Below are 16,627 nucleotides of genomic sequence, written 5' to 3' on the forward strand. Positions count from 1 at the left end.
CTGTGTGGACGTACGGCGGCGAGGCGGCCGAAGCCGCCCTCACCGCGGCCGAGCGCCACGTCCGCGTCCGGCTGGAAGCCGACTGGGACGGCGATGGCCGCTATGCCCACCCGCTTTCCGACCTGTCCGGCTACGTCACGAGCGTGAGCACCGACCGCAGCCTCGCCGGATCGGCCCCAGAAGAGATCCTGCTGATTGAAGGTGCGAGCGCGGCCGAGCTGACCGCGACTCTGCACGGCGAATACGACGGGCTGCTCTTCGGCGCGGTGTTCAGCCCCTACAACGGCCATTCCCCGTTCTACCTACGCGATCTGGTGGGCGTGGAGATCCGGTACGCGCTCGGGATCGACACGGCCGCCGGCACCGTGTGGTACCCGCAGTTCGTCGGCAACATCCGCACCGTCAGCCCGGACCGGGCCGATCACACGGTGGAGATCACCGCACTCGACCGGGTAGAGAAGTTGCGGCGGCCGATCCAGTTCGCGCCGTGGGCGATCAACGAGTACCACGCCAGCCGGGGCCGGGTCCGCGCGCAGCTCATCGACTCCTCGTGGGTCATCGACAACTGCCTGCGGTTCAGCGACACCGCGTCAACGCCCTACCGGCACAAGATGCGCGAAGAGATGCACGTCCCGGACGGCAGTATCGACGGCACGGTGTTCTGGCTGACCGGGACCGGCGCGCTGCATCCCACGATCGGATGGCACGCCCGAACCCACATCAACCGCTACGCCAACGTGGAATCCGTAGGCGCCCCGATGTACGAGTCCTACGGCCAACCACACCCCCTGGTCGCCGACGAAGCCGACAGCGACCCGGACTTCCCCCAGCCACGCAACCTCATCTCGTACCCGACCGATCCACTCCCGTTCAGCCAGTACTGGGTGTCCAATCGCGATCTTCAGAAGGCGGTGGGCACGCACTACTTCGGGTTCACGCTCGTAGCCGAGGGCACCAACTCGGCGCTGATCTGGTCGAACATCGAGTACACCGTGCTCAGCCTCGATGTCGGGTCCGGCTGTAGCCTCAAGCTCAAGATCCAGCACGGCGAGGCATGGACCGAGCGAGGGAATCTCGACACGGGCGACGTCGTATCGTCCGAACGGGTCCCGATCCCGAGGGACCAGTCCAACATTCGCATCCTCGCGGCCTGGACGATCATCGACGGGCCGGAAGCGGCCGTGTATCTCCGAGTCGGGGACGCCGACAACGGCGGACCGGTACCCGTGAACGACCGATGGGCCGGCAACCCCGGATACCGGCTTCTTCAGGGACTCGTCTATGTGACCAACGCCGTAGGCATGAACGACCTGTTCTATGCCTTCCGCAACACCCGGTTCATCGACCTGACCGGCGGAGCCGGTTCCGGCGAGCCCGTACCCGCGCGCTACGCGGCAGTGCTCGATCCCGGACTCCAGCAGTACACCTTCCTGCCCGTCCGCAACGGCCAGGACGCCTGGGAGATCATCACGCAGGTCGCCGCAGCCGAGTACGGAAGCGTGTTCTGGGACGAGCAGGGCGTGTTTCGCTTCTGGAACGCCGAGCACATCGAACGGCTACGCAACACCGTCGCCAAAACCCTCACCCTGGACCAGATCTCCGGGTTGAAGATCACGCACTCACTGGACTCCGTACGCAACATCTGGTCGGTAGAGGCCAGCAAGAAACTCGGTGTCTACGGAGCCGCGTACAAGTCGTCCTCGGTGGACGAGTTCTACGTTCCGGGACGTACCGCTCGTACGTTTCGTGTGTGGTCGGATTCCGTCATCGCGGCCGATCCCCACAAGCCAGCGCGCTACACCGGATCAACCTGGAACGACGAACTCTACAACGCCTACGTCGTGCAATGGCTCACCAACGGAACCTGGGCCGAAGACGACGGCAAGACCAGTGGCGTGGACATCAACGTGCACTTCGCGTCCACAGGCGAGCTGGAGGTCCGCATCTGGAACGGCTATGACGAGCCATGCCGACTCGCCACCAACGACGACAAGCCCGCCTACCACATCGGCGGAACACTCGTGCAGGAGTTCCCTCCCCAACTCACCACCGTGACCGACCGCGAGTCGATCATGAAGTACGGGGGCAGGAACTACAAGCACTCCGGCGACTGGGTACAGGACCGCTTCTCGATCAACACCATCAGCCGGTACCTGCTCGGACGCACGACCCGACCCATCCCCGCCACCGACGACATCACGGTCGCAGGCGACCCCCGGACCCGCCTCGGCGACACATTCGAGATCCGCGACCCCGAGGGATTCGGCGAGAGCGTCCACGTCCAGATCTACGGCATCCGCCGCGAGTTCACCCGCGAATCCGGACTGTCGGACACCTACACCGTGGAAATGCTGCACCCACCCGGCATCGGCCTCTGGGACAGCCCGCAATACGGCCTCTGGGACAAGACCCTCATCTGGAGCTAACCACCCATGGCGATACAGCCCATGGCCGACGCCAAACCACGCGAGCCCGCCTCCTCGGCCGAGTACAACAAGGTCACCGCGAACATCCGCGACCTGGACGAACGCCTGCGCGACGCAGACGACCGTCTTCGCGACGCGGACGACCGCCTGACCGAGGCGACGGACACCAACGCTCGGCAGGATGCGGTTATCAGTGACATCAGCGTCGCCACCAACCACCCGGACCACGGCAACGCAGCGCTCGATCGTCGCGTCACGACCGTGGAAACCAACCAGGGTGAGCGGGGCTCCCACGGCACCGTCTACGCCGAGATCGAAGCACTCAAAGCCGCGCCAGGCGGCCAAGACCCGCCCACCGTAGCCGACGACACCACACTCTACGGCGACATCATCAGCTCGCGGGCACGAACCGATTGTCCCCACGGAGAGACGTGGAGCAACGGCTACATGTCCGCCTCCGCCACGATCTCGCCCAAGGCATTCACCGCGACCGAGGTTCGCTTCGCGATAGGTACAGCGGCCGAAGGCCCCGGCACGTTCGACCTGAAGGTCTACACCGGACCGGACCTCTCCAGCCTCGCCGAACACGCCCACATCACCGGCAGCACCCACGTCACCACAGTTGGCGTTAAACGAGTCGCTATCCCGGAGCTGGCGATCTCCGCTGGTGATGTGGTCGCGATCTGCGCCATTGTCCTGGGTTGGACCACGGTGCCGAAAGCCGCCTCCACGCTGGCGATCTCGGCGGCCGGGTCCCAAGCCTGGATCGGCGAGGTCCCCTACAGCGTGTACCAGGGCGGCCGGGACCGGCCCCCGCCGGCCACGCTGGACCTCCACGCGGGCCATTGGACCCGAGCCAACCAGGTCTTCTGGTTCGCCCTCGCCTAAGCACCACCAGCAGATACCCAGCGCCGACTGACATCGGCGCTCTTTTTATGCGCTGAACAAGGAGAACATATTGGCTGTCAGCCAGAACGGATGGCCCGTCAACCCACCCCGCCGCGCCCGCACCGTACCCGGCAGCAAGGTACGCATCACCGTCGCGGACGGACCCGCCGGGGACGTGCTCATGTACGTCGCCTCACAGATCGACAAGCGAGTCGAAGACGTGGATCTACGCTCCACGCGCGGCGAGTTCGATGACTGGGGCTGGGCCGACCGCCCCATCCGAGGCGGCACCGCCACCAGCAACCACGCCTCGGCCACGGCCATCGACATCAACGCCACCCGACACCCCCTTGGCGTGCGCGGCACGTTCAACCGGGCGCAGGTCGCCGAGATCCACCGCATCCTCGCCGAGGTCGATCACGTCGTGCGCTGGGGCGGCGACTACACCGGCCGCGTCGATGAGATGCACTTCGAGATCAACGCCCCCTACAACCGCGTCGCCGCCGTCGCCAACCGGCTCGGCAACGGCGGGGGTGACCCTGCCCCCTCACCGGGGCGTCCCACGCTCAAGCGAGGCAGCCGAGGCGAAGCCGTCAAGCTCGTCCAGCGCTACCTCGGCATCACCGCAGACGGCATCTTCGGTACCCAGACCGAGGCCGCAGTCCGCCGCTACCAGTCCAGCCAGGGACTTGCGGTCGACGGGATCGTGGGACGCCGCACTTGGGCTCGTATCGAGTCCGGCCTTGGCGATCCTGGCACTGGTACTGGCGGGTCTGGCTCGCCTACGCGCCCGGTCCTCAAGCGTGGCAGCCGCGGACAGCCGGTCCGTGACCTCCAAGCGTTCCTCAACCGCGTCTACCCCGCCTACTCCCAGCTCGTCGTGGACGGAATCTTCGGCCCCGCCACCGAGCGCGTGGTCAAGGAGTTCCAGCGGCGCTCCGGCATCGCGGTTGACGGAATCGTCGGCAAGCACACCTGGGCCAAGCTCGGGTTCTAGAGAAAGGAAGCACGTGACCCCAACCCGTAAGGTCGGGCTCTCCGGCGCCGTTGGCGCCCTGACCGTCATCCTCGTCTGGATCCTCTCCGGCCTCGGCGTCGATGTCCCGGCCGAGGTCAGCACCGCTATCACCTCCATCCTGATGTTCGCGGTCGGCTACCGTGTCCCCGACAAGACCAACACCGAACTCGGCGCCAAGCGCTGACATAGAAAAGCCCCCTCCTCACGGAGGGGGCTTTTCGTCATTTCAGGGACCGCTACTCGCTCCCGTCTCGTTCGCGGCGTCCCTCTTCTGGTTCTGCGCGGACCATAGCCGCCATCGACCCAAGCTGGAGTCGGCCTTGTGACTTATTCGTATCGATCTCCTCATCCAGCGAGCGAAGGTATTGGTCGTGCCTCTCCAACCACTCGACCACATCCATGATCGCTCGGACAGTCCTGCTAATCTCCACCAGCGAAGGCACAACTAGGGTGTCGCCCCGGTCCATCGCCGCGAGGCAGGCCATGAACTCAGGTCGAAGACGCGGTGGTTCGGGTGCCTCCGCGAACACCTGGGCACATCCCGCAGCACGCAGGCGCTTGACCTCGCCATGCGCGGTGTATCCGAAGTCCGTCATTTCCTCGCTCCTGACAGTCGGTGTATGACTACGAGACCAGTGACTCCCGGTAGCTTCGCGCCTGCTCGTCCTGCTCCTGGAGAAAAGTATCGGCGTCAAGATCGGGATCGATCGACCCGAGGATAGCGGGCAGGTCAGCGAAGTCGATGTCCCAGACCGGGGCCTTACCTCCCCGTACGGTCATGGTGACCTCATGGTCGCGGAGGTAGAGATTCTTCTCCTGCTGGTCCAAGCTGTTCCAGTACTCCCGGAACGTTTCCCCAGTGCCGACCACCCGGTACCGAGACGGCCGCGACGGAATCGCTTCCAGCTCCGCTTCCCGCGTAGCCAGTTTCTCGATCTGCCGTTCCAGCCGCTCACGCTGCCGCGTACCCTCCCGGTACGCGGGCTTGGTCAACAGGTTGGTCAGATCGTCCAGCGTGACCCGAACCTGCTCCAACTCACTGGCATGATCCTCGCCCGGATCGTAGATCTTCTCCTTACGTTCCATGTCCCCGAAGTCGTTCAGCAACTGTTCGATCAGAGCGTTCTCGGCATCGTCTTGGCGAACGGACTTGTTCCCGCACGGCCGACCAGTGGACACCGAGCGACACCGGTAGTAGGAATTCCTCCGTCCGGAGTTCAGGTACATGTTGGTGCCACACACGGCGCATTTGATGACACCGATCAGCACCGCTCGCGTGTTCTGGTTCGGTCCTCGGCGCTTGTTCATCTCGTCCAGCTTCCGTTGCAGGCGATCGAACATCACCGGGTCGATGATCGGCTGAGCACGCAGGATCGGCTTGTCGTTCTCGTCCCTGACGATCTCGTGCGGTCCGTAGACCTTCTGGCCGTCCTGGTCCACGCCGATCACGTGACGCCGCACCTGGTAGCCCATCAGGGCCGGGTTCCGCAGCAACGCCACCAGGATGCCGACCTGCCACGCCGACCCCTTCGGCTCTCGACCGAGGTTGACCCGATGGTGGTCGTGGGGTGTGAGAACGCCCCGTTCAGACAAATCCTTCGTGATCGACATGGGACGTTCCCCGTCGTCCACGATCCGCGAGACGATCTGCTGAGCTAGCGGTGCCATCACCGGATCGTGCTCCAGCCGCTTCTGGCCCACGTGCGAGCATCCGATCCCAGCATCAGCGCAGACCCAGCACGTCTCCTCGATCAACACCGGTCGGTACCCGAACGACGGCGTACCACCCCGATACCGGCCATCATCAATGAAGTCCGCGTGCATCGACGTGGTGCGTTCACTGGTCGCCTGCGACTCCATCTCCGCCACCCACGCGATCAGGATCGCGATGATGTAGCCGATCGGAGTGGAGGTGTCGAAGTGCTCCTCCGTCGCCGAGGCAAAGTGCTTACCGTGCTGCTTGCCCCAGCTCAACAAGTCGTTGAGATCGGCGACGCTCCGGACGATCCGATCCAGGCGCCAGAACACGATCACGTCGAACTCGTGGGCGCGGTTCCGTAGCCACTTGCCCAACTCGGCACGGTCGAACGGCGCCGTGGTCCGCGCCGATACGTCCAGATCTTCAGCCACCCCGGCGACCGTCCACCCCTTCGCGGCTACGTGCTGCTCGCACTCCTTGAGCTGCCGCTCCGGCGAGGTGGTGTCATCGCTCAGCCGGGACAGCCGCACCGCGATCAACGCGCGGAGCGGCTTGCTCGTGTCCGCAGCCGCCTGCATAACCTTGCGGGTACGAGGTCTCCCCATACTGCAACTCCCCATGTCTCGACATCGAACATACGTTCGACGTATCGACCTGATCACTCGAAGGTGACCGGGGTCACTCCCAGCGGAGTGAATCCATAGATGCCGACACCGCCAACGTCTACGGCGGAGGGGCCAACGAGGAACTCCTCGGCCGAGCGTTCCGGCAGGGCGCGGTGCTGCGGGACGATGTGGTGCTGGCCACCAAGTTCGGCGCGATCTTTTCCGAGGACCGTGGCCAGTTCGCCCGCGGGGACGCGGCCTACGTGCGGCAGTGCTGCGAGGAGTCCCTCGACCGGCTCGGGGTGGACCATATCGACCTGTACTACCAGCACCGGGTCGATCCGGACGTGCCGGTGGAGGAGACCTTCGGCGCGCTCGCCGAGCTGGTCGGCGAGGGCAAGGTGCGGCACGTGGGGATCTCCGAGGCAAGTGCGCAGACCATCCGGCGGGCGCACGCGGTGCATCCGATCTCGGCACTGCAGAGCGAATGGTCCTTGTGGACCCGCGGCATCGAGGACGAGGTGGCGCCCACCTGCCGGGAGCTGGGGATCGGCATCGTCCCGTTCTCCCCACTGGGGCGCGGGTTCCTGACCGGAGCGATCAACTCCGCCGAGCAGCTCGGTGCGGACGATATGCGCCGCGGCCTGCCCCGGTTCGCCGAGGGGAACCTCGAGCGCAACCTCGCGATCGTGCGGGCGTTGCGGGAGCTTGCCGAGCGCAAGGGGGTGACGGCGGGGCAGCTGGCGCTGGCGTGGGTGCAGCACCGTGGTCCGGATGTGGTGCCGATTCCGGGTACCAAGCGGCGCACGTACCTGGAGGAGAACGTGGCCGCCGCGCGGCTGGAACTGTCCGAAAAGGACATCGCGGACATCGAGGGCGCCGTTCCGGCGAGCGCGATCGCGGGGGAGCGCTACCCGGAGCACCTGGCACGCAATGTCGGTAACTGACACAGGGGAGATGGACCAGATGACTGAGCAGGCACTACCCACCAGGAGTCTCGGCGAGCTCGAGGTCGGGGCGCAGGGGCTCGGCTGCATGGGAATGAGCGAGTTCTACGGTACCGGCGACGACACCGAGTCGGTCGCCACCATCCACCGTGCGCTCGAACTCGGGGTCACCCTGCTGGACACCGCCGACATGTACGGCTACGGGCGCAACGAGGAGCTCGTCGGCCGCGCCGTCGCCGACCGCAGGGACAGTGTGGTGCTGGCGACCAAGTTCGGGGTCGTCCGGGACGAGGCGGACCAGTCCAAGCGGGGCGTCCGGGGCGACCCCGAGTACGTCGGGCGGGCGGCGGAGGCCTCGCTGCGCAGGCTCGGGGTGGACCATATCGACCTGTACTACCAGCACCGGGTCGACCCGGACGTGCCGATCGAGGACACCGTGCAGGCGATGGCCGCACTGGTCAGGCAGGGCAAGGTGCGTCACCTCGGGTTGTCCGAGGCGGGCGCCGAGACGATCCGGCGGGCGCACGCGGTGCACCCGATCTCGGCGGTGCAGACCGAGTGGTCACTGTGGTCGAGGGACATCGAGGACGAGGTGGTGCCCACCTGCCGGGAGCTGGGGATCGGCGTCGTGCCGTACTCCCCGCTCGGGCGGGGGTTCCTGACCGGCGCGATCACCTCGAAGGCGGACCTCGACACGGACGACTTCCGGCAGACCGGCCAGCCCCGCCTTGCCGAGGGGAACCTCGAGCGCAACCTGGAGATGGTGCGGGCGTTGCGGGAGCTTGCCGAGCGCAAGGGGGTGACGGCGGGGCAGCTGGCGCTGGCGTGGGTGCAGCACCGTGGTCCGGATGTGGTGCCGATTCCGGGTACCAAGCGGCGCACGTACCTGGAGGAGAACGTGGCCGCCGCGCGGCTGGAACTGCCCGAAAAGGACATCGCGGACATCGAGGCCGCGGTGCCCGCGGACGCGGTGGCCGGGCAGCGCTACCACGAGGACGCGATGAAGCTGCTCAGTCGCTGAGCAGCTCCGCGACGGCGGCAGGCGCCGAGTCCATGGCGACCTGCCGCTGCTCGCGGGTTGCCAGGCCGCGCACGGTGACGTTGCCCTCGTCCCATTCCTCCTGGCCGACGATCACCACGGCCCGGGCCCCGGCCCTGTCCGCCCTGGACAGTTCCTTGCCCAGCTTGCGCAGCTCCAGCGGCACCGAGGCGCGCAGGCCGGCGGCCCGCAGCCGGGTCACCACGGTGCGCGCGGCGTCGTAGAGGTCCTCGGTCACCGGGATGGCGACCACGTCCACCTCGCTGCGCGGCCGTGGCGTCAGGTCGTGCGTGGCCAGGAAGTCCATCAGCGTCACATCGCCCATACCGAACCCGATCCCGGGGATCTGCTGGGCGGTGAACAATCCGGCGAGGTCGCTGTACCGGCCGCCGCCGAACAGCGCCCGGTTGTTCTCCGGCGAGGTGTCGAACACCTCGAACACGGTGGAGGTGTAGTAGGCCAGCCCGCGCACGATCAGCGGGTCGAAGCGCACCAGCCCGGCCGAGCCGCTTTCCAGCACCCGCACCAGGTGCGAGGCCTGCTTGACCTCCGAGGGGAGCTCGTCCAACAGCGCCGGACCCGCGCCGAGCACCTCGCCGAGCCGGGCGAACTGCTTGTCGCTCAGCCCGATCTCCGCGGCGTCCGCGGCGAGCCTCTCCGCCTCGTACTTCTCCCAGCGGTCCACCAGCGAGAACACCGGTCCCAACTGCTCCCCGGTGACCCCGACCACACCGGTCAGCGCGGCGGTGAGCAACTGCCGATCGTTCGCCCGCACCAGGAACATGTCCTCGCTCGCCCCGAGCGCGGTCAGCATGCCGTGGATCAGCTCGAAGATCTCGATCTCGCAGTTCGCGCTGTCCGAGCCGAAGATGTCCGCGTTGACCTGCCAGTGCTCGCGCACCCTTCCGCGCTGCGGGCGCTCGTAGCGGTGGCAGTTGGGGTGGCTGTACCAGCGCACAGGGAACTGCAGCGAGCCGGCGTTGCCCGCGATGATCCGCGCGACCGTGGGCGTCATCTCCGGCCGCAGCGCCAGCCGCCGCCCGCCCCGGTCGGTCAGGGTGTAGAGCTGCTGGTTGGCGATCTCCTCGCCGGACTTCGCCTCGTAGATCTCGGCGGGCTCCAGCAGCGGCCCGTCGTAGCGGAGGAAGCCATGCCGCTCGAGTACCTCGTACAGCGTGCCGAAGACCTGGCTCCGGACGGACATCTCCGCCGGCAGGAAGTCACGGGTGCCCCGGTAGGGCGCGGTCGGCAGGTACTCGGGCACGGTGTGCTCGTCCTCACTCACTTGGTAAATACATGACCAGGCTTATCCACCACAACCCTATCCCCGGCCCCGAGTGCCCTGAACGTGGCTTTCGAGACGTCAGATGTCGCGAACGGCACTATTGAGACGTTGAGCGTCCTGAACGCCACGTTCAGGGGCTTTGCCCCGGATGAGCAGGGCGAGCAGGGCGCCTGCCGCGCAGATCACGGCGGTGACCAGGAAGATCCCGCTGTACTGGCTCAGCAGCGCCTGCCGCACCGCGCCGGTGTACTCGGCGAGCGCCTGCTCGTAGGCCGCGTCGGTGGGGAACAGCACCCGGATCGGGGCGTCCAGGGTGGCGGTCATCTCGTGGAAGCGGTGCAGCCCCCATGCCGACAGCCCCGCCACGCCCACCAGCATCCCGGTCATCCTGGCCACCACCACCCCTGCCGAGGCGACCCCGTGCTGCGCGGCGGGCACCACCCGCAGCACCGCCGCCGAGAGCGGGGCGATGACCAGGCCCAGTCCGAGGCCGACCACCACCAGGTCGACGTCCAGCCGGGGCAGGGACACCGGGCCCAGGGTGTGCCTGGCGGCGAGCACGTCCATCGGCCACCCGGAGATCAGCAGGTAGCCGCCCGCCGCGAGCAGCATGCCCGCCACGGCCACCCAGCGTTCCCCGATCCGGCCGGCCAGCGCGCCACCGAGCAGCGCCCCGATCGGCAACGCCACGAGGAAGCGGAGCAGCAGCAGGATCGCCCCCTGGTCGTCCCTGCCGAGCAGGGTCTGGGCGAACAGGTCCACATCCACCAGGGTCACCATCAGCGCGGCGCCTGCCGCGACGCTGGTGCCGAGCGCGGCGAGGAACGGGCGCAGGTGCACGCCCGCGGTGTCGATCAGCCGGGTACGGGCCCGTGCCTCCCAGACACAGAACGCCACCAGCGCGACGGCCGCGGCGATCAGGAAGGGCACACCCCAGCTGGGCAGCGCCTGCTCGCGGGGGTCAGGGCTGTACAGGCCGATGACCAGCAACCCGAGCGTCACGGCCAGCAGGGCGCCGCCGGTCACGTCCACCTTGGCCCGCTCGCCCGTGGTGCGCTGCCTGCCGGGAAGGGCGAAGTGCACGGCGACCATGGCCAGGATCGCCAGCGGCACGTTCACCCAGAACACCCCGCGCCAGCCCGCGGCCGCGGCGAGCGCGATCCCGTAGAGCGGGCCGAGCACGCTGCCGAGCTCCTGCGCCGCGCCGACCGCGCCGAGCACGGCCGCCCGCCTGCGTTCCGCCCACAGGTCGGCGACCAGCGCCATGGTCACCGGCAGCAGCGCACCGCTGGCGACACCCTGGACGACCCGACCGGTGACCAGTACCGGCACCGTCCCGGCCAGTGCGGTGATCGCGGATCCGGCAAGGAAACCGGCGAGGCAGACCTGGAGCAAACGTTTGCGCCCGAACCGGTCGGAGGCCTGCCCCAGCAGCGGCATCGCGGCCACGTAGCCGAGCAGGTACCCGGTGACGATCGGGGTGATCTGCTCCAGCCGGTTCACCGGGATGCGCAGGTCGTCGATGATCTGCCGGAGCAGGCCGATCACCACATAGGTGTCCAGTGCGCCGAGCAGCACGGCGAGGCCGCCCGCACCGATGGCCGCGCCCTTGCCGGACCGGCCGACCTGCGTGGAGGTCATTCCGGCGGGTTCACCGTGACGGGCTTGTTCACCTCGGAAAGCCGCACGTCCACCGACTGCCCCTCGCCGAAGGTGGCGGTGGCCTTGACCGGCAGGCGCTCACCCTCGGCCCGGAGCCAGAACGCGATATCGGCGTCCGAGGGCACCCCGGGTACCAGCTCGCCGAGCACGTCCTTGGCCACCGTGCCGGTGACCTTGTAGGCGGGGGTGCCGTCCACCTCCTCCCGCGCCTCGGTCGTGGGGTTCCGCATGCTGCCGAGCACCTTGGCGATGCCCCGTTCGGGGTCCAGCACCGCGGACGGGTCGTAGACCGCCGAGCTGAGCTGGACCGGGATCTCCTGGAAGTCTCCGGTCGGGCCCTTGAGGTAGAGCGTATCCCCGGCGAGCACGAACTCGACCTCGACGAGTTGCCCGCCCTGGTCGAGGGTGCCGGTGCCCTTGGCCCCGCCGGAGGGCCCGCCCTCCTTGGTCAGGTCGCCTTCCAGGCCGCGCACGCTGAGGCCCGGGATGTCGCCCCGCACCTCGATGCCGAAGTGCGCGCTGTTGACGCTGCCCATGGCGGTGGCAGCGGCTTCGATCAGGAGGGGGCCGTCCGGAAGTTGCTCGTCCGCTGGCTCGTCGGAGGAGCAGCCTGCCACGACCGCGAGGCCGAGTGCGAGCGCCCCGGCCAGGATTCGGCGGGTGAACATGCGTGCATCCTAGGCATGCCGTGCGACGCTCAGGTGACGACGCCGCTTTCCCACCACCACGACCGCGCGCCGTAGGGGTACTCGACCCTGCTGTCCGCGTGCTGCCAGCTCACCGTGTACCGCTCCAGCCCGGAGAATCCGGAGGTCTCGCAGGCCACGTAGAACGTGCGGGTGGAGACTCCGGCCGAGGCGAAGTCGGCGGCGATGCCGTACATGTGCTGGCTGTTGGACGCGCCGCCGACATTCGAGTTGTGCCGTATCGAGCGGAATCCGGAATTGATGTTCATCGGTTTGTTGCCAACCTTTTTCCGGACGGCCTCCAGCTTGTACATCAATCGGCGCACGTTCTCCTTGACCGTGCCCGATCCGACCTTTCCGCCGGAAAAGCCGGATCCGTCCTTCGAATGGAACTCCGCGTAGTCGAAGTGCGTCGTGGAGCCGTCGGAGTCCTCCAGCGCGTTGAGCCGGGCGTGTGTCTGCTCGCCGGCCACGCCGTTGACGGTGAGGCCGTACGCGCGCTGGAACCGGCGGAGCGCCGCCTCGGTGGCCGGGCCGAACTGGCCGTCCACCGCGACGTAGGTCTTGCGCGGGGAGTCGGCGGCCCAGCCGGCGATCCGGATCTGCAGTTCGCGTACGTCGGCGCCGCTGTCGCCGTCGCGCATGGTGCGGGTCCAGTCGTACGCGTGCGCGGCACCGGTGGTGAGCAGGCCGAAGCCGGCAACGAAGGGCGTCGCCGCGGCGACGCGGAGGAAGGCCCTCCTGCCGCGCACTGGATGGTGTTCGGACGGGGTCGGCATCGTGCCTCCAGCTGAAGTCCGGCGTGGACACTCGACCAGATACTCACCGATGTGGTGAGACGATGACAATGGCTGGCTGGAAATTGGGAAAATATTGGTTCCGGGGTCTCCGGGGTCCCCGGGCCTGGCTAACCCATCAGGAGGGCGGCCACGGTCGCACCCAGCTCCCAGCAGTTCTCCAGGTCCTGCTTGCTCGGCTCGCCCGTCACGGTGACCGACGCCGCGCCCTGCTCCCAGCCCAGCCCGCCGGTGATCGACTCGATGCCGCGCACGGTGCCGGACACGTCGCTGGCCCCGTGTACGTAGTAGCCGAACGGCCTGCCCCCGGTGGCGTCCAGGCAGGGGTAGTAGATCTGGTCCAGGAAGTGCTTCATCGCGCCGGACATGTAACCGAGGTTGGCCGGCGTGCCGAGCAGGTAGCCATCGGCGGCCAGCACGTCCGGCACGGTCGCGGCGAGCGCGGGCCTGCGGACGACCTCGACGCCTTCGATCTCGTCCGTGGTCGCGCCGGAAACGACCGCCTCGAACATCGACTGCGTGTTCGGGGACGGCGTGTGGTGGACGATCAGCAAGGTAGGCACGCCGCGAGCGTGCCGCCGCGACGGTTCCCGCGCAAGTGCGCGGCCCCGCTGCGCCCGCGCACGGCAAACTCGTGCGCGTGGCGAGCAAACTCACGCGCGTGGACGGCAAACACGCGCACGTGGGGAGCAAACACGCCGGGCTCAGGGGGTGAGCAGGGACTCGATGTCGGTGCGCAGGTGGGTGAGCCGGTCCTCGGCGCGGGTTCGGGCGGCGGGGAGCCCGCTCGCGTCCGGAACGGGTTCGGTCACCTCGAGGTAGGCCTTCAGCTTCGGTTCGGTGCCGGAGGGGCGGATCACCACGCGCAGGCCGGGGCCGCGCAGGCGCAGCACGTCGGCCTCGGGTAGCAGGTCCTCGGTCCGCACCTCGGCACCGGCCAGCGCGGTCGGCGGGGCGGCCCGCAGCGTGGCCATCAGCTCGCCGATCCGGCTGAGCTCGGTCACCCGCAGCGCGATCTGGTCGGTGCGGTGCACCCCGTGCCGCACGGCGAGCTCGTCCAGTGCGTCCAGCAGGGTGCGGCCGCGCGTCCGCAGGGTCGCCGCCAGATCGCAGGCCAGTACGGCGGCCGCGATCCCGTCCTTGTCCCGCACGAACCGCGGGTTCACGCACAGGCCGAGCGCCTCCTCGTAGGCGAACACCAGGCCCTCGCCCGCCCGGGCGAGCCACTTGAACCCGGTGAGCGTCTCGGCGTACCGGGCGCCGTGCGCCTCGGCGACGCGGGCCAGCATGGACGAGGACACGATCGTCGTCGCCACCAGCGGGTCGGGGTTGTCCACCGTGGACAGTACGTGCTCGCCGAGCAGCACCCCTGCCTCGTCGCCGCGCAGCATCCGCCAGGAGTCCCTTTCCCGCACGCCGAGCGCGCACCGGTCGGCGTCCGGGTCCAGCGCGATCGCCAGGTCGGCGCCCTCCCGCTCGGCGAGCTCGAGCAGCAGGTCGGTCGCCCCCGGCTCCTCCGGGTTCGGGAAGGGCACGGTGGGGAAGTCCGGATCCGGTTCGGCCTGCGGGGCCACCGGAACCGGGGCGGCGAAACCGGCGCGCAGCATGGCCAGCCGCAGTGTCTCGGCACCGACGCCGTGCAGCGCGGTCGCGACGACCCGCAGCTCCCGCGCCTGCCCGGCAGGCAATTCGGCCACCCGGTCGAGGTAGGCCTCCGGCACCTCCGCGGCCTCGGTGGCGCCCCGCGCCCTGGGCACGTTCCGCGCACCGGGTGCGGCCGCGATCTCGGCCTCGATCTCGCCGTCCGCGGGCGGCACGATCTGCACTCCGGTGTGGTCGTAGAGCTTGTACCCGTTGTCCGCGGGCGGGTTGTGCGACGCGGTGAGCTGGATCCCCGCCACCGCGCCGAGGTGACCGACCGCGAACGCCAGCACCGGGGTCGGGATCGGCGCGGGCAGGGTGCGTACCACGAATCCGGCCGCGGCGAGCACCTCGGCGGCGGCCGCGGCGAAGGCCGCCGAACCGTGCCGGGCGTCCCTGCCGAGCACCACGACCCCGCCCGCGTGCCCCTGCCTCGCCAACCAGGAGGCGACTCCGGCGGTGGTGCGCACGACCACGGCCGTGTTCATCCCGTTCGGTCCCGCCCGCACGGGCCCGCGCAGCCCGGCCGTGCCGAACTCCAGCGGGCCGGACATCCGGTCGGCGAGCTCGGCGACGGCGGCGGCCTCGCCACCCATCGCACGGGCGAGCACGCCCTGCAGTTCCGCGCGTGCCGTCTCGTCCACATCGTCGGCGATCCAGCGGAAGGTCCGGTCGCGCAGGTCGGGGGTCAGCCTCGCGGGTGCGGTCACGATGGTCAGCCTACGGATGCCGGGGTTTCGTTCCGGCACACGGTTTTGTCCCGGCGGCACCCTGCCGGAGGTGACAAAACCGGCCGCGGTCGCTCCTGGTGATCGTTTCGGTACCCGAACGGGCGATTGTTCACGACGTGGAAGTTCGAGATGTTGATCCCTACCGACGAGTAGGTAGCCCCAACGTCGAGGCGAACACTCACTCACCCTGCGATGCGCCCGTCGCCAGCCAACACGCATCTTTGTTCGAGAGGTCGCGATGAAGCAGAAGCTGTTCCCCGGCAGCGGCATCCGGTTGACCCCCGAGGTCACCGACGTGCCGATCACTTCGGACGATCCGATTCCGCCGGTCAAACCGGTCAGGCAGTGAACCGGGTGCCGGCCCGCGGTCGCGGGCCGGCACGAACTCAGGAACGCGCGACCAGTTCGCGCAGCAGGGTGCCCATCCGCTCGGCGGCGGCCCTGCCCGCCTCGAGCACCTCCTCGTGGTCGAGCGGTTCCCCGGTGATGCCCGCGGCCAGGTTGGTCACCAGGGACAGGCCGAACACCTCGACACCCTCGGCGCGCGCCGCGATCGTCTCCAGCACGGTGGACATGCCGACCAGGTCGGCGCCCAGCGTGCGCAGCATCCGGATCTCGGCAGGCGTCTCGAAATGCGGGCCGGGCAGGCCCGCGTACACCCCCTCGGCGAGGGAAGGGTCGATCTCCTTCGCCAGCGCCCGCAGCCTGGTCGAGTACGCGTCCACCAGGTCGACGAACCGCGCGCCGGTGATCGGTGAGGTGGCGGTCATGTTCAGGTGGTCGGCGACGAGTACCGGTTGGCCCACCTGGAGTCCCTCGCGCAGCCCGCCTGCCGCGTTGGTCAGCAGCACGGTCCGTACCCCGCAGGCCGCCGCGGTGCGCACGCCGTGCACCACCGGGGCCACGCCCTTGCCCTCGTAGAGGTGGGTGCGCCCGAGCAGGACCAGCGCTCGCTTGTCCCCGACCCGAACCGAGCGCACGGTACCGCCGTGCCCCACCGCGCTGGGCGTCTCGAAGCCGGGAAGCTCGCCCAGCGGGACTTCGGCGTCCGGCTCGCCGATCACCTCCGCGGCTGGGCGCCAACCCGAGCCGAGTACCACCGCGACATCGTGCTTCGCGAAACCGGTGCGCTCGGCCAGCGCGGACGCCGCCGCGCCTGCCGGCTCCGCCGGTTGATCAACGTTCTCAGTCACCAGCGCAGGG

General features: G+C 68.7%; 13 protein-coding genes and 3 pseudogenes. 7 read left to right on the plus strand and 9 right to left on the minus strand.

The window, feature by feature from the left end; translation table 11 throughout:
• Positions 1–2: 2 nt before the first annotated feature.
• The 5 genes and pseudogenes from FB471_RS22305 (at position 3) to FB471_RS22320 (ending at position 4,516) form a co-directional block, all read left to right on the plus strand.
• Positions 3–2,426, plus strand: a complete 2,424-nt coding sequence (locus tag FB471_RS22305) for a hypothetical protein (RefSeq protein WP_142000347.1) — start codon at positions 3–5, stop codon at positions 2,424–2,426.
• Between the two features lie 21 nt (positions 2,427–2,447).
• Complete coding sequence (locus FB471_RS22310; RefSeq protein ID WP_142000348.1) at positions 2,448–3,314, plus strand: hypothetical protein; 867 nt, start codon at positions 2,448–2,450, stop codon at positions 3,312–3,314.
• Positions 3,315–3,495: 181 nt separating this feature from the next.
• Positions 3,496–3,984, plus strand: a pseudogene (locus FB471_RS35965) (M15 family metallopeptidase); the annotation flags it as partial.
• Between the two features lie 153 nt (positions 3,985–4,137).
• Positions 4,138–4,311, plus strand: a pseudogene (locus FB471_RS35970) (peptidoglycan-binding domain-containing protein); the annotation flags it as partial.
• A gap of 13 nt (positions 4,312–4,324) precedes the next feature.
• Complete coding sequence (locus FB471_RS22320) at positions 4,325–4,516, plus strand: hypothetical protein (protein WP_142000350.1); 192 nt, start codon at positions 4,325–4,327, stop codon at positions 4,514–4,516.
• 52 nt (positions 4,517–4,568) lie between these two features.
• Here the strand turns inward: FB471_RS22320 and FB471_RS22325 are convergent, their stop codons facing one another.
• Together FB471_RS22325 and FB471_RS22330 are read right to left on the minus strand one after the other, a co-directional pair.
• A complete protein-coding gene (locus FB471_RS22325; protein ID WP_142000351.1) occupies positions 4,569–4,928 on the minus strand; it encodes a recombinase family protein in 360 nt (119 codons plus the stop codon).
• 28 nt (positions 4,929–4,956) lie between these two features.
• A complete protein-coding gene (locus FB471_RS22330; RefSeq protein ID WP_170220892.1) occupies positions 4,957–6,609 on the minus strand; it encodes a recombinase family protein in 1,653 nt (550 codons plus the stop codon).
• Between the two features lie 131 nt (positions 6,610–6,740).
• Between FB471_RS22330 and FB471_RS22335 the strand changes: the two are divergent.
• Positions 6,741–7,583, plus strand: a pseudogene (locus FB471_RS22335) (aldo/keto reductase); the annotation flags it as partial.
• A 19-nt stretch (positions 7,584–7,602) separates the two neighbouring features.
• Positions 7,603–8,604, plus strand: a complete 1,002-nt coding sequence (locus tag FB471_RS22340; RefSeq protein WP_142000354.1) for an aldo/keto reductase — start codon at positions 7,603–7,605, stop codon at positions 8,602–8,604.
• On the opposite strand, the gene hisS is transcribed toward FB471_RS22340, so the two are convergent.
• The 7 genes from hisS to FB471_RS22375 form a co-directional block, all read right to left on the minus strand.
• Positions 8,594–9,886, minus strand: a complete 1,293-nt coding sequence (gene hisS, locus FB471_RS22345; RefSeq protein WP_142002291.1) for a histidine--tRNA ligase — start codon at positions 9,884–9,886, stop codon at positions 8,594–8,596. The two genes, FB471_RS22340 and hisS, sit on opposite strands and share 11 nt — an antisense overlap.
• Positions 9,887–9,985: 99 nt before the next feature.
• Positions 9,986–11,548: an MFS transporter gene (locus FB471_RS22350; protein WP_142000355.1), complete on the minus strand. Its 1,563-nt coding sequence runs from the start codon at positions 11,546–11,548 to the stop codon at positions 9,986–9,988.
• Positions 11,545–12,237: an LppX_LprAFG lipoprotein gene (locus tag FB471_RS22355; protein WP_142000356.1), complete on the minus strand. Its 693-nt coding sequence runs from the start codon at positions 12,235–12,237 to the stop codon at positions 11,545–11,547. The genes FB471_RS22350 and FB471_RS22355 overlap by 4 nt, the downstream gene beginning before the upstream one ends.
• A 29-nt stretch (positions 12,238–12,266) precedes the next feature.
• Positions 12,267–13,034 (minus strand): D-Ala-D-Ala carboxypeptidase family metallohydrolase, encoded by a 768-nt coding sequence (locus tag FB471_RS22360; RefSeq protein WP_142000357.1) that lies wholly within the window; start codon positions 13,032–13,034, stop codon positions 12,267–12,269.
• A gap of 128 nt (positions 13,035–13,162) precedes the next feature.
• The gene (locus FB471_RS22365) at positions 13,163–13,615 is read right to left on the minus strand and encodes a flavodoxin family protein (protein ID WP_142000358.1); all 453 of its coding nucleotides are present in this window, start codon (positions 13,613–13,615) and stop codon (positions 13,163–13,165) included.
• Positions 13,616–13,756: 141 nt separating this feature from the next.
• A complete protein-coding gene (locus FB471_RS22370; RefSeq protein WP_246076740.1) occupies positions 13,757–15,385 on the minus strand; it encodes a phospho-sugar mutase in 1,629 nt (542 codons plus the stop codon).
• A 425-nt stretch (positions 15,386–15,810) separates the two neighbouring features.
• The gene (locus tag FB471_RS22375) at positions 15,811–16,617 is read right to left on the minus strand and encodes a purine-nucleoside phosphorylase (RefSeq protein WP_142000360.1); all 807 of its coding nucleotides are present in this window, start codon (positions 16,615–16,617) and stop codon (positions 15,811–15,813) included.
• Positions 16,618–16,627 lie beyond the last annotated feature (10 nt).

The organism is Amycolatopsis cihanbeyliensis (genome assembly GCF_006715045.1).
In the GTDB taxonomy this organism is placed as follows: domain Bacteria; phylum Actinomycetota; class Actinomycetes; order Mycobacteriales; family Pseudonocardiaceae; genus Amycolatopsis; species Amycolatopsis cihanbeyliensis.